The organism is Synoicihabitans lomoniglobus (assembly GCF_029023725.1).
GTDB classification, from domain to species: domain Bacteria; phylum Verrucomicrobiota; class Verrucomicrobiia; order Opitutales; family Opitutaceae; genus Actomonas; species Actomonas lomonigloba.
The window spans coordinates 1,168,760-1,182,091 of record NZ_CP119075.1 but is presented as its reverse complement, the minus strand read 5'-3'; the positions used below and the strand labels follow the sequence as shown (position 1 = coordinate 1,182,091).

Below are 13,332 nucleotides of genomic sequence, written 5' to 3'. Positions count from 1 at the left end.
AGGGATTTCAGTTTCATCACGTGTTTTGTTGTTGAGTCGTGTCAGTTGACACAGGGGGAGATTGAGTCCGGCTCACTCGAAGAGGTAGCTGAACGAAAGGCTGAGGCTGCGACCGCTTTGGTAGCGGCTGTAGACGAGCGGTCCGCTCGCGAGATCGATGAGCTTTTCCCGGTCGGGATTGAGCAGATTCTTGGCGCTGAACTTCATCTTCCAGCGGTAGCCCAGGCTCTGGCTGAGCACGAAGTTGAGCGAAGGCGCCGGTTGTTCGTAGACGTCGGGCAGCGAACCGAAAACGACGAGGTCGAGGCGTTCACCCACGATGTTGTAGGACAAGGTGGCGGAGGTGCCCCACTCTTCCCGGCTGTAGTTGACGTCGGCGTTGAAGACGTAGGGCGACTGACCGAGGAGCTCGCGCTTGTTCGACGCGTTGGCATCGGCGGCGCGCAGGATGGCCAATTCGTCGTCGGGGATGGTGACCTCGGACTCGATGAAGGTCAGGTTGCCTCCGATCGACCAACGGCTGAGCGCTTCGCTGAGGAAATCGAGGTCGCGACGGAACTCGAGTTCGATGCCCGACACTGTGCCTTCCTCCACATTCTGCGGACGGATCGAACCGACCGCAGGTTGATACAACACCTCGATCGGATTGCTCATGCTCTTGTAGAACACGCTGACGGCGACGGTTTCGCCTTTCTGGGGGAACCACTCCCACCGCAGATCAAAGTTATCGATGACGGTGAGTTCGAGGTCGGTGTTGCCGACGTAAGTATCGCCGGTGAAGACGTCGTCGTAACGAATGTCCGTCAACTCCTTGTAGGTCGGACGCGCTATCGTGCGGCCATAGGCGGCCCGCCAATTCATCTTCTTGTTCTGCGCGTAAACAAAACTCGCGGCGGGCAGGAAATTACTGTCATCGACCTCTCCGGTTTTAGGATTCAGGCCGGGAATCGCGACGGGCGTAGTGACGATTTCGGTGCTCTCGTAGCGACCGCCGATGATCGCCCGAATATCGTCGGTGATCTGGAAATCGACCATCGCATACGCGGCGGAAACATCCTGCGTCGCGTCGTATTTATTGGGCTCCTGTTGACGCGAAATGGTATTGCCGAAAGTCACGCCATTGGCGTCCTCGGCGAGGATACCCACCGGTCCGGGAAAGGCCGTGAGTTGCGTGCGGTTGCGGGGCACGACGGCATAGCGGAAACGTTGCTCGTCGTAGGTGCGCTCGTTGGCCGAAGCCATGCCTCCGAACTTGAAGCGGTGGCTGCGGTCATTGGCGGCAAACGGTATCGTAATGTCGATGCCCCCTTCGGTGGCTTCTTCGTCCAACTCGCGGAAGTAACGATTGGGCTGCACGCCCGTGGCATTCACCGGATCTCCGTTCAAATCATAGATCGTCGCCATGGTGCGGTAATCCGGCTGATCCTGCCCGCTCCGGGAGGACGAAAGCCGCCACTCGATTTCCGTCTCGTTGAGTCCCATGAACAGGCTCTTGCCCGCCAATTGTGCCGAACTTACGGAGCGCTCGGTGCGGAGTAATTCGTAAACCTCGTAAATGGCACCGCCGTAGTTGCGCACCTCTTCACCCACACCGCGTCGGACCCCGTCATCCACCGTTTCGTTGTAGATCAGATCCAGGCTCACCTCGTGATCGATCGAAGGGCGAATTGCCAGTTTCACCAGTCCGCCCGTGGACTCGGTCAAGGTGCTCGACGAGAGTCCAAACTGCGGCGTGCCGCTGGGCGCATCGGCGGGATCAAACGATAGGGTGTCAGGGTTATCACTGAACAGCAGACTCGCGTTGGCATTCGCCGCCGTCCCGGTGTAACGACCGATTTCACCGCCGTCGTAATGGCTGTAGGAACGGCTTTGGTTGAAGCTGCCGGTGATGCCGATCAGGCCTTCGTCGCTGTATTCGATCCGTTGCCCGATCGCGAAGCTGTAACCGAGGTCGACCCCGCCATTGCGAACCGTCGGATAAAGTCCGGCCGGTCCGAAGGCGCGGGTGGCCGCGTCGACTTCGTGGGCGGGATCGAAGTTGCCGAAAAACTCCGCCTCGATTTCCGCCAAGTCCCGATTGGGGATTTCCTGCGGCACGTCCGGCGCCGGTCCGGTGTTGCCGGGTGACGACAGCATTTGATCGCCCCGCGTGTTGCTGTTCGCCCCCACCGAGCCCGACACGGATACAAAGAAGTTTTCCGGAAACGATTTGGTTTTAAGATTAACGCTGCCGCCGGAAAACGCTCCCGGTTGATCCGGGGTGAACGATTTCGTGGTCACCACGCTCTCGATCATTTCCGTCGGAAACTGGTCCATTTGCACGGCCCGCTTGTCGGGGTCGGCACTGGGCACGGACACGCCGTTCATCAACGTGTTGGAATAGCGGTCGCCCAAGCCGCGGATGAGCACGTATTTGCCGTCGACGACACTGGCGCCCGTGACTTTGCCCAACGCCTCGGCGGCATTGCCGGCCCCCAAGCGGGAAAATTGGTCACTGCCGATCGCGTCGCTGATCGAATTCGCTTTTTGGCGGGCCGCCAGCAGACCGATGTCCGACGACTGCACCACGTCGGCCGAGATGGTGAACGCGTCCATGACGACCACGTTGCCCCCGACCGCACCGAGCGGGATGTCCATCCGCAGGGTTTCACCCGCCAGCACGTTCACATCGGTGATGTTGGCGGTTTGAAAACCTTCTTTTTCCACCAGCAGCGTCACCACGCCGGCGTCCACGCCACTGATCGCATAACCGCCACTGAGATCGGAGCTCGCAGACTGCCCCGTCTGCACGACGGTCACGGTCGCCCAGGAGACACCGAAGCCCGATCCTTCATCGATCACGCGCCCCACCACCGTGCCGGTCGCGGTGCCTTGAGCACGAGCGATCGGACTGAGCACGAGGACCAGAATGAGTCCTACTAAAATGGAAGGTTGGAGCCGGGCACCGGAGCGGCGCGAAAAGCTAATCATGCCGCCGACGAGGTCACGACGCGAGGCCTCGCTTCAAACCGAATGTCACGGTGACGCGAACATGTTACCTGTCCGCCATAACGGCGTAACGTAGGTTACAACAACGTCACAGCTCCCTCGGGGCTACCGCAGTTCAGTTGCCGTTTTCCGCGTTCTCGGCGTCACCTTCGGTGGCCTCCTGCGTCAGCGTGACCAACTCCTGCAACGACGTGAAATGCTGGCTCAGGTCGAAGTCGCCGCCCAGTCCGCCGACGATGCGATCGAACAGATCCTTCTTCGATTCCTTCAGGTCCTGAATGCGCTCCTCGATCGTGCCGGCCGTCACCATGCGGTAGACGAAAACCGTATTCGTCTGACCAATACGATGGACGCGATCGACCGCCTGCGCCTCCACCGCCGGATTCCACCAGGGATCGAGCAGGAACACGTAATCCGCCGCGTGCAGCGTGATGCCGGTGCCCGCTGCTTTCAGCGAGACGAGCATGGCCGCCGCGCCTTCGCCGTTCTGGAAATCCTGCACCGGCTTCTGCCGGTCCAGCGTCATGCCGGTGAGCTCGAACTGGGCGAGATGCGGATAGTTCACCGTCAGCGCCTCCTTGACCCGGTCGAGCAACATCACGAACTGGGAGAAAATGACCACCTTGTGACCGCTCTCGATGACTTCGCCGAGCTTCTCGATGAGCAGTCCGATCTTGCCGGAATCCTCCAGCGGCGACTTGCGCCAGGGCAACATGTCGGGATCGCAGCACACCTGCCGCAACCGCGTGAGCAAGGCGAGAAAGCCGAACGACTTCTCCCGCATGGCCGCACCGACATCGTCGCCGAGCCGCTGCAGGCCTTCGGAGCAAATACGGGCGTATTCCGCCCGTTGCACATCCGACATCGGGCACAGCAGGTCCATCTCGACTTTCTGCGGCAGCTCCGTCGCGACCTCGCTCTTGGTGCGTCGCAGGATGAAAGGCGCGAGCTGGGCCCGCAGACGCTCCATCGTGCCGTCACGGTTGCTGTTGAGCTGGGACTCGAAACTGGACCGCGAACCAAGCAGGCCCGGCAGCAGGAAACGGAAAATCGACCACAGATCCAATTGCCGATTCTCCAACGGCGTGCCGGTCAACACCACTCGATGCATTGCCCGCACTGCAAACGTTGTCTGGGTGACCTTGGCGTCGGGGTTCTTGATGAACTGGCCTTCGTCCAAAATGGCGTAGCCAAATTCAGCCTGGGGCAGCAACTCGCGGTGTTTGCGCAGTTGCGTGTAGCTCGCGAGCCAGATCACCGGCTCCCGGTTCGTCGTGAAGTCGTTGGCCGTCTTGAGCACATCAATCCGCATCTCGGGGAAGAAGCGCTCGATCTCCTCGCGCCACACCGGCACCACCGACGCGGGACACACCACCAGATGCGGTTTCCCCACGAGCGGTCGCGCCGCGAGCAGCGAGATCACCTGCAGCGTCTTGCCCAAGCCCATTTCATCGGCCAGCAAGCCGTGACATCCGACGTCGGCCAAATGGTGCAGCCACTCGACGCCGCGCCGCTGATACGGCCGCAGGAGCTCCGGCAACGCCGCCTCCACCGGTGCCGGTCGCATCACGCTGTCCCGCCATTGCGCGAGAGCAGGCGAGACGGTCAGCTTGAAACGCGAGTCGTTGAAGAGCGAAAACACCAGATACGGCGACAACTCCGACTCCATGTGGGTGTCGGCCACGTTCTTGCGCCAGGACTCAATCGCCTGGAGTTGCTCGGCGGGCAATTCGACGATACCCACACTCGGGATGATGGTCGGCGAGGTGTTGCGTTTGAGCAGTGAGCGCACTTCCGCATCGGTGAGGAGTTGCTCGCCGGCCTTGAAAATCCACCGCAGATCGAGCGCCGCGTGACCACTCCCGTCGCCCTCCCCCTCGACGAGTCGACGATCGGCCACTGCCTCGACCTTGATCGTGCGCGTGCCTTTGATGAGGTTGGCGGCGTTGTTGTCCAACTCGATGGTGAACAAGCGTCGCCAGGCGGAAAGCGTGCGTTGCAGAAAATTCGGAATCTCGCCGACGTTGGCCATCAGATAGACGCCCGTGTCGTTGGAGTATTGAAAGTGTGCCTTGCGCGCGTAGGCGGCCAGGCCGATCAATTTGGCGCGTTCGCCCGACGTGACGTGACCGTTGCCGTCGGCATGGGCCACGGCCCCGAGTGCCGGCTGACGTTCCTTGTCCGCCGACTGCCAAAAGGCGCGGAAGCTGAGTCCCCCCACCTTGGTCCGAAACACCAGCACCAACGAGCGCGATGCCTGGCGCGCGGCCATCACTTTGGACGACCGGCGCGACGAACTGGTTGATCCCGCTGTCAGACCGGATCGCGATCCATTGCTTTCCCCGGCGGCCACGCCGTTGCCATTGGTGTGACCATTGCGGTCACCGTTGCCAAAACCGTGGCTGTCGCCTGCGCCATCCCCATCGGCACGCGGTTTGCGATCATCTCCCGGCAACGGCGATATTTCGTCCGCCACGAGTTCTTCGATCTCATGCATGCCCGCGACCGCCAAGGCCCGGGCAATATCGAGGTCAGTCGATGAGGAGCGCACCGCCAACTTGCCGTCTTTCCATTCGATGACGGCATATTCGTCCTTCTTTTCCACCCGGCGATGCACGATGGCATCATGGTCGGTGAGTTCCAATTCACGCACATCACCCTCTCGATAAAGACGGTGACCATCCTCGAGTTGCTGATCGGAAAAATGGGGTTCCCACTCGTCAGCGAGCTTCTCGAACCAAAATTCCAGTGACTGCGGAGTGTAGACGCGCTTGGGGCCGTGCGATTGCATCCAGTAAAAAAGGGAAGAAAGTAAAACGGTCGTTCGGCTGGGCAACGCAAAAGCGCCATTTGGCGCAAGTCGCTCGCGTTTAATCAGCTAACAACACCGAAATCACTTCGACCGTGCGCGCCAGGGCCCCTCGATTCGATCGGTGCCATGCGCGACCCGCCGCGCCCAGCGCGTTTCGGCGGCTTTCATCGGCGAGCAGCGCCACGGTCATATCGCTCAATTCGGCCGCACTCTCGACGCGAACGGCGGCGCCCTGTTGCCGTAAATCCTGAGCGATCGGCCGAAAGCTCGCCATGCCCGGGCCAAACATCAGGGCCCGGCCCAACCCGGCGGCTTCCACCGGTGTCTGGCCTTCGGTGTGTGGCGGCAAACTCTTCCCCACAAAAACGAGATCGGCCAGTTGCGTCAGTCGCTGCAATTCACCGGTCGTATCGCCCACCGCAATCTCGATCGGCGCACGCGCCGCGCCCCGCGATCGCAGATGATAACTCGCCCCGGTTGCCGCGACAATCGCCTCCACTGCTGCGCTGCGTTCGGCGTGGCGGGGGACCAGCAAGAGTCGCAAGGTGCGATCGATGCGCGAATCCCGTCGGGCCCGCTCCCACGCCGCGACGACCGCCTCCTCCTCACCGGGCCAGAGCGATGAACCGAGCAAAACGAGATCATTCGGACCAAATCCGAGCTCCCGCCGCAGCGCCTGTTTCGCCTCGTCATCGATCTCGGCGATCGCGTTGTCGACTTTGAGGTTTCCCGTGACCGTCACCCGATCGGACGCAAAGCCCAGCTGGCGAAACCGTTCCGCGTCCTCCTCCGCCACCGCCAGCAGCCGGGTGATGCCCCCCATCAGTCCGGGAACCAATCCCCGCACCCATTGCATGCGCGCAAAACTCCGATCACTCAGTCGCGCATTGATCGCCACGATCGGCACGCCCCGGCGCGCCGCTTGGTGAATATGTTCCGGCCACCGCTCACCTTCCGTCAGCACCGCCAGATCCGGCTGCACGTGGCGCCAAGCCCGGGCGGAGAAGCACCAAAAATCCATGGGAAAATATGCGACGCCCGCCACCTTCGCGCCGTAGCGCTCCTTCGCCAGGCGGTAACCGGTGCTGGTCGTGGTGGTCAGATAGATCTCTCGGTCCGCCTGCGCATGGAGCGCGTCCAACAACGGACCGATGGCCAGCAATTCGCCCACACTGACCGCCTGCAACCAGATCCGCTGCCGCCCGGCTGACTTGGGCGGCAAGCTCGACGGCACCGCGCCAAACCGTTGACCAAAACCGTCGCTGTAACCACCACGCCGCCGCATGCGCCATAGGTAGTAGGGCGCCAGGACGAGCATCACGGGCAAAAAGACTAGTCGGTAGATCCAAAGCGCCATCGGCAGACCGGTTGAGGAATCGAAAAACCGCCGCCGTCACAAAACATTAATTGGCGTTTTCAGAAAGTCGCCCATGGTTTGCGTCACCATGCCAAGTCATTCCCCGCGGCGTAAGCCGCTCTCCACCCTACTGGCTGTCCTCCTCCTCGCGATCCTCCCCGCCGCATCCTGGCTGTCTGCGGCAGACTTCGCCCATGAGGAGAGCGACCTGCCAGTCGACCCCAACGTGCGCTACGGTAAACTCGACAACGGTGTGCGCTACGCCCTGCTCAAAAACACCGAACCCCGCGAACGCACCGCTCTGCGCTTGCTCGTGGAGACCGGTTCCCTGCAGGAAAACGAAAACCAACGCGGCCTCGCTCACTTCCTCGAGCACATGGCCTTCAACGGCACTGAAAACTACGCGCCCGACACCCTCATCGAGTTTTTCCAGCGCATGGGCATGAGCTTCGGCGCCGATACCAACGCCTTCACCAGTTTCGATCGCACGGTCTACATGATCGACCTGCCCGATTCCACCGCGGCCCACCTCACCGAGGGCTTGCAGGTGTTTCGCGACTACGCCGGCGGCATGCTCTTTCTGCCCGAGGAAATCGACAAGGAACGCGGCATCATCCTCTCCGAGAAACGCACCCGCGACTCCGTCGAATGGCGCTCCTTCGTCGCCGAGTTGGACTTCCTCTACGGCGACACCCGTCTCGCTCATCGCCTCCCCATCGGCACCGAAGAGGTGCTCAGCACCGCCAATCGCGATGTGTTCGTCGACTACTACAACACGTGGTATCGACCCGAACGCATGACGGTCGTCGCCGTCGGCGATTTCGACATCGACCAGGTCGAATCCGAAATCACCGCCGCGTTCTCCGATCTCTCCGCTCGCGGCCCGGCCCGCAATGACCCGCCGACCGACCACGTTCAGTCCATCGAGGGCCTGCGCGTCCTGCACCACTACGAAAGTGAAGCCGGCAACGTCGCCGTCGGTATCCAAACCGCCGTGCCGTTTGCCGAGGAGCCCGACACCGCTCGCAACCGCCTCAAGGACCTGCCCCGCGATATCGCGCTCGGCATGCTCAACCGCCGCCTCGCTGAACTCGCCAAACAGGAAGGCGCGCCTTTCTCCGGCGGTTACGCGGGTGCCGGTTCGTTTTACAAGATTTCCGACACCGGCAGCATCGAACTGCGCGCCTTGACCGGCACGTGGAAAGAGGCGCTCAAGGTCGCCGAAAACGAACTGCGCCGCGCCTTGCAATTCGGGTTTCAGGAACCCGAACTGCGCGAAGTCATCGCCGGCATGCGCAACGGTCTCGAACAAGCCGTGCGCCGCGCCCCCACCCGCCGCTCTCCCCAACTCGCCATGGGCGTGCTGTCGGCCGTGGCCGACGAAACGGTCTTCACCACGCCTCAGACCGATTACGATTTGGTGACGCCCGCGCTCGACCAGATCACGATCGACCTGTGCAACGCCGCCTTCCGCGAGCTTTGGTCGGTTCCTCACCGCTACGTCACCGTGGTCGGTAACACCGGCGCGGATCAACCCGCCGAGCCCGAGCTCGAAATCGCCGAGCTGTTCTCCACCGCCCAAGCGGTCGTGCTCGATCCACCCGCGCAAATCGAGGAGGTCGCGTTTGCCTACACCGACTTCGGTCCGGCCGGGGAAATCTTCTCCCGCGATCACGTCGCCGATCTCGACATCACCCTCGTCGAGTTCGCCAACCGCGTGAAACTCAACATCAAGCAAACCGACTTCTCCGCCGAGAGCATCAGCATGTCGGTGCGCATCGGCACGGGCCAACTTTCCGAGCCCACCGCCGATCAGCCGGGACTCAGTGTCTACGCCAGTAATACCTTCACCCTCGGCGGTCTCGGCGCGCACTCCTCCGACGAGCTGCGACGCATCCTCGCCGGCCGCAACGTCGGCGTCGGCTTCGGCATTGGCACTGATGCCTTCCAGCTTTCCGGCGCCACCACGCCCGACGATCTGTTACTCCAGCTCCAGCTCGCCGCCGCCTATCTGGTCGACCCCGGTTTCCGTCCCGAGGCCGACCGCCAGATGCGCAAAGGCATCGAGCAATATTACACCCAACTCGCTCACGTCCCTCAAGGTCCCCTCCAGACCGAGGTGCCCCGCTTGCTGGCCAACGGCGACATGCGATTCGGCCTGCCCCCGCAGGACGTGCTCGACCAGCGCACCCTCGACGAGGCCCGCGCCTGGCTGACGCCCGAGCTGCAGCACGGCGCGATCGAAATCGCGTTGGTCGGTGACCTCGATGTCGAAGCCGCCATCGAAGCCGTCGCCGCCACGTTCGGCGCCCTGCCCACCCGCGGAGCCAAGCCGTTGCTCTACGAGCGCCGCCAAGTCTCGTTCCCCGAGCCCTTCGAGAAAGACTACACCGTGCCGACCGAAATCCCCAAGGGAGTCGTTTCGATATACTGGCCCACCACCGACGGCAAAGACGTTCATGTTGCCCGCCGCCTCAACGTGCTCGCGAACATCCTCGGTGATCGCATGCGCAAAAAGATTCGCGAAGAGCTCGGCGGTTCCTATAGCCCGTCCGCCGGTAGCAATACCAGCGATACGTTCGACGACTACGGCACCATCAATGCCTACATCGTCGTCGATCCGCCCGATGCCGCCCGACTCGCCGCCGCCACCCGTGAACTCGCCGCCGAGCTCGCCGCCCACGGCACGAATGACGACGAGTTGCAGCGCGCCTTGCAGCCCATCCTCACCAGTCTGCGCGAAGGCGAACGCACCAACGGCTACTGGCTCGGCGCCGTCCTCGTGAGCGCGCAGGAATTCCCGCAGCGCATGGACTGGGCCCGCTCCCGTTATTCCGACAATCAAGCGATCACCGTCGCCGAAATCAATAAGCTGGCCGCCGCCTACCTCGGCAACGATCGGGCGTTCCAAGTCATCGTGCTGCCGGAGTAATCTCCGCGCCCGACCCGATGCGATTAACCCGGTGCTTCACCTGCACCGGGTTTTTTGTCGGTGGATCCCGGGCCTACAGCTCTTCCTCGTCGTCCGTCCCCGTCGCCCACTCGAGCTGAAAGAGCGGCAACAGCAGCAGCAACCCCACCACAGTCAGCCCGAGCACCGAGTATCCGGCGACATCATGCACCGTGCCCTCGATTGCCTCGTGGCCGTAGTTGTAAGCCCAGCTCGTGAGAAAAAGGCTGCGAATCAAATTGGTCAGGAAGGCAAACGCCATCGCCGCCGCGACCAGTGCCACCTTCTTCCACAGCTTGTCCAAAAACACCGCCGCGAGAAACGAGCCCGCAAACAAACACGCCGTCAGCGAACGAATGCCCGAACACGCCTGCTCCACGCCCACCCGATTGGGTTCGCCGTCCGCCAACGGCGGCAGCACGAGCACGTTGCCTTCCTGCTGTAGGGGAAGTCCCAATACGTCGAAGACAAAAAAGACCACCGTGGTGACCTTGTGCAAAAGGAACAGACTGAGCTGGTTTTCGATCACCGACACCATCGGTGCCGATACCAGCCACACCAACGCGGGAAACAACAGCAACGCGGTCAACCGCACGCGCGCATCATCGAAAATCCCGCTCGGCCGCGACGACTCGGCATCCGGTGCATTGACAAAAAACAACGTCAGCGCGATCGCCCCGGCGCCCATTGAAAGTGCCAGCGATCCCGGATGCGAGGGTCCCGCTCCCGCCCGATAAAAGGCTCCCAGTAAAAACAACAACGCGCCGCCCAACATGCCGCCGTAGATGACAAAGTTGAGCAGCCAACGCTTCCACCCCGCCGCCCGCGGACTCGCCGGAGCCGCACAAACCGTCACGGCCGCCGTGATGCGCGACCACCGGTCATGGACCACAAATGCCACAAACGCCGGCACCAGCCAGCCAAAGCCGTAGTCCTCGCGATTCGCCCACCAGTGCGAGTGATCCCACGCCACGAAACCCATGAATCCCGCCGCCAACAGCAGCGCCAGAAAGAAGGGCAAGGTGAGCGTTTCGACCGCCCGGTTCCAGTGGGTCTTAAGCATGGACACCCGCACCTTGTGCACGCCGCCGAATTTCCGGCCAGCCAATTATCGCCTCCGCCCCACCCGCGGCTCCGGTGCGAGTGTAACCATTATGGTTACACTCGCACCGGATCAAACCGCCGCCCGGCCAGGGTCAATTGCGCCCCTCAGAGCGCTTGGAAAACGAGCGACGCGTTCGTGCCGCCGAAACCGAAACTGTTGGCGAGTGCGCCGCGCACCGTTTTTTGCACGGCCGTGTTCGGCGTGACATTGAGTCCCGTCGCCGCGACCGCGGGATCAATGGTTTCGATGTTGATCGACGGCGAAATCGTGCCGGTCTCGATCGCCTTGACGGCCGAAAACGCACCCATCGCGCCCGCCGCGCCGAGCAAGTGGCCGGTCATCGATTTGACCGCGCTGGCATGCAGCGTGTCGAGCTGATCGGCAAAAACACTCGCGATCGCGGCGGCTTCCTCGCCGTCGCCCCCGGGAGTCGAGGTCGCATGGGCCGCCACAAAATCAATCGCCTCGGGTCCGATGCCCGCCGACGCGAGCGCCGCGCGCATGGAGCGTTGCGAACCTTCTCCCCCGGGGGAGAGCGAAGACAGGTGGAAGGCATCGGCCGAAGCCCCGTAGCCGCTGAGCTCGGCATAGATCCGTGCGCCGCGCGCCTTGGCGTGTTCGAGTTCTTCGAGCACGAAAACCACCGCGCCTTCGGAAAGCACAAAGCCATCGCGATTGGCGTCGTAGGGCCGCGAGGCGGCGCTCGGCTCGTCGTTGCGCGTGGACAGCGCCCGCATTTGCGCGAAGGCACCGACCGCGAGCGGCGTGACCGTCGATTCCGCGCCCCCGGCAATCATCACCTCGGCATCGCCGCGCGCGATGGCCGCGGCGGACTCGCCGAGCGAGTGGCCCGAAGTCGCACAGGCGGACGCCACCGCCAGATTCGGTCCGCGCATGTTGAGCAGCAGACTGACCTGACCGGCCAACAAATTGGGTGCGATTTGAATAATGAAAAATGGCGAGATTTTGCGGAAGCCCCCCTTTTGCCACGTCTCATGTGTCGCTTCGATTTCGGGTAGACCGCCGAGACCGACGCCGAGATTCACGCCCATGCGATCGGAGTTGAGCGAGGCGCGGTGAGCATCGAGCCCGGAGTCGGCGTAGGCCTCGACCGCCGCCGCCGCGCCGAGATGCGTGAAGCGGCCGAACTTCTTCGCGTCCTTGGGCGTGAAGACCCGCTCCATCGCGGGCTTGTCGTCTCCGAAGGGTTTGAGCGGGGCCGCCAACGGCGCCGTGGCTTCGAAACCGTCGACTTCGCCGGCGATTTTCGCCGTGCAGGTGGTGGCATCGAATCGCGTGATCGGTCCGATCCCGGAACGACCGGCCGCGAGACCGGCCCAGGTTTCAGCGGCGGAGAGCCCCATCGGAGTCACGGCCCCAAGGCCCGTAACCACCACACGTCGGTTGGCATTTGTGATATTCATTTCGCGTAAAGACGACACCCGTGGGCCATCGCGGCGGATTTGTCAGCCCCGTAATTCCGGTCCCGGATGGGATCGCACCCTGCTCCATTTCAGGGCTTTGACAACGGCGCGACGGAGTCCTTCACTGCCGGCTCCCACTCATGGATCAGCTGCACGCCTACTGGCGCATGGAATATATCAGTGCGCCCCGTTTTCCCAAAACGGACCGACCCTTCACCGATCTCCCGCTCTTGGGCGACGATCGTGCGGCCTTCATTGTCCACCGCACCGAGCTGAGCTACCTCATGCTCAATCGGTTTCCCTACAATCCCGGCCACCTGCTCGCGATTCCCTTTCGTGAGGTCAACGAACTCGAGGATCTCACGCCGGAGGAATCGGCCGACCTCATGGCCCTGATTATTTTCGGCAAACGCATCGTGAGCGCCGCGCTCAATCCCGACGGTTTCAATGTGGGGTTCAATCTCGGCTCCGCCGCCGGGGGCAGCATTCCGCACTTGCACGGCCACATCGTGCCCCGCTGGAACGGCGACACCAATTTCATGCCGGTGCTCGGCCAAACCCGCACATTGCCCCAGGCGCTCGAATCGACTTGGGAAAAACTCGCCGAAACCGCGGCCGCCCTCTCCGCTCAATCATGATCCCTGCTCCCTTGAGGCGGAGGTTGGGCCCCGTCCCCCGTTCCGCCCGCGCCTAAAG

General features: G+C 62.6%; 7 protein-coding genes. 2 read left to right on the top strand and 5 right to left on the bottom strand.

The window, feature by feature from the left end; genetic code table 11:
- Window positions 1-72: 72 nt before the first annotated feature.
- The 3 genes from PXH66_RS04510 to PXH66_RS04500 all read right to left on the bottom strand — a co-directional run bounded on the left by PXH66_RS04510 (window position 73) and on the right by PXH66_RS04500 (window position 7,118).
- On the bottom strand, window positions 73-2,970 hold the full coding sequence (locus PXH66_RS04510) for a TonB-dependent receptor (RefSeq protein ID WP_330931300.1): 2,898 nt from the start codon (window positions 2,968-2,970) through the stop codon (window positions 73-75).
- Between the two features lie 133 nt (window positions 2,971-3,103).
- On the bottom strand, window positions 3,104-5,779 hold the full coding sequence (locus PXH66_RS04505; protein WP_330931299.1) for a DEAD/DEAH box helicase: 2,676 nt from the start codon (window positions 5,777-5,779) through the stop codon (window positions 3,104-3,106).
- Between the two features lie 79 nt (window positions 5,780-5,858).
- Window positions 5,859-7,118, bottom strand: a complete 1,260-nt coding sequence (locus tag PXH66_RS04500) for a 3-deoxy-D-manno-octulosonic acid transferase (protein ID WP_330932373.1) — start codon at window positions 7,116-7,118, stop codon at window positions 5,859-5,861.
- A 127-nt stretch (window positions 7,119-7,245) separates the two neighbouring features.
- On the opposite strand from PXH66_RS04500, the gene PXH66_RS04495 reads away from it, so the two are divergent.
- Window positions 7,246-10,089 (top strand): M16 family metallopeptidase, encoded by a 2,844-nt coding sequence (locus tag PXH66_RS04495; RefSeq protein ID WP_330931297.1) that lies wholly within the window; start codon window positions 7,246-7,248, stop codon window positions 10,087-10,089.
- A 73-nt stretch (window positions 10,090-10,162) separates the two neighbouring features.
- Here PXH66_RS04495 and PXH66_RS04490 read toward each other — a convergent pair whose 3' ends face one another.
- Together PXH66_RS04490 and fabF are read right to left on the bottom strand one after the other, a co-directional pair.
- The gene (locus PXH66_RS04490) at window positions 10,163-11,170 is read right to left on the bottom strand and encodes an exosortase/archaeosortase family protein (protein WP_330931296.1); all 1,008 of its coding nucleotides are present in this window, start codon (window positions 11,168-11,170) and stop codon (window positions 10,163-10,165) included.
- Between the two features lie 146 nt (window positions 11,171-11,316).
- Entirely contained in the window at window positions 11,317-12,636 is a 1,320-nt protein-coding gene (gene fabF / locus PXH66_RS04485) for a beta-ketoacyl-ACP synthase II (RefSeq protein ID WP_330931295.1), read from the bottom strand.
- 140 nt (window positions 12,637-12,776) lie between these two features.
- On the opposite strand from fabF, the gene PXH66_RS04480 reads away from it, so the two are divergent.
- The gene (locus PXH66_RS04480; RefSeq protein ID WP_330931294.1) at window positions 12,777-13,274 is read left to right on the top strand and encodes an HIT family protein; all 498 of its coding nucleotides are present in this window, start codon (window positions 12,777-12,779) and stop codon (window positions 13,272-13,274) included.
- Window positions 13,275-13,332 lie beyond the last annotated feature (58 nt).

Coding starts and splice junctions, on each gene's coding strand:
- PXH66_RS04510 (WP_330931300.1), bottom strand. CDS start 2,970: ATGATTAGCTTTTCGCGCCGCTCCGGTGCCCGGCTCCAACCTTCCATT.
- PXH66_RS04505 (WP_330931299.1), bottom strand. CDS start 5,779: ATGCAATCGCACGGCCCCAAGCGCGTCTACACTCCGCAGTCACTGGAA.
- PXH66_RS04500 (WP_330932373.1), bottom strand. CDS start 7,118: ATGCTCGTCCTGGCGCCCTACTACCTATGGCGCATGCGGCGGCGTGGT.
- PXH66_RS04495 (WP_330931297.1), top strand. CDS start 7,246: ATGCCAAGTCATTCCCCGCGGCGTAAGCCGCTCTCCACCCTACTGGCT.
- PXH66_RS04490 (WP_330931296.1), bottom strand. CDS start 11,170: ATGCTTAAGACCCACTGGAACCGGGCGGTCGAAACGCTCACCTTGCCC.
- fabF (WP_330931295.1), bottom strand. CDS start 12,636: ATGAATATCACAAATGCCAACCGACGTGTGGTGGTTACGGGCCTTGGG.
- PXH66_RS04480 (WP_330931294.1), top strand. CDS start 12,777: ATGGATCAGCTGCACGCCTACTGGCGCATGGAATATATCAGTGCGCCC.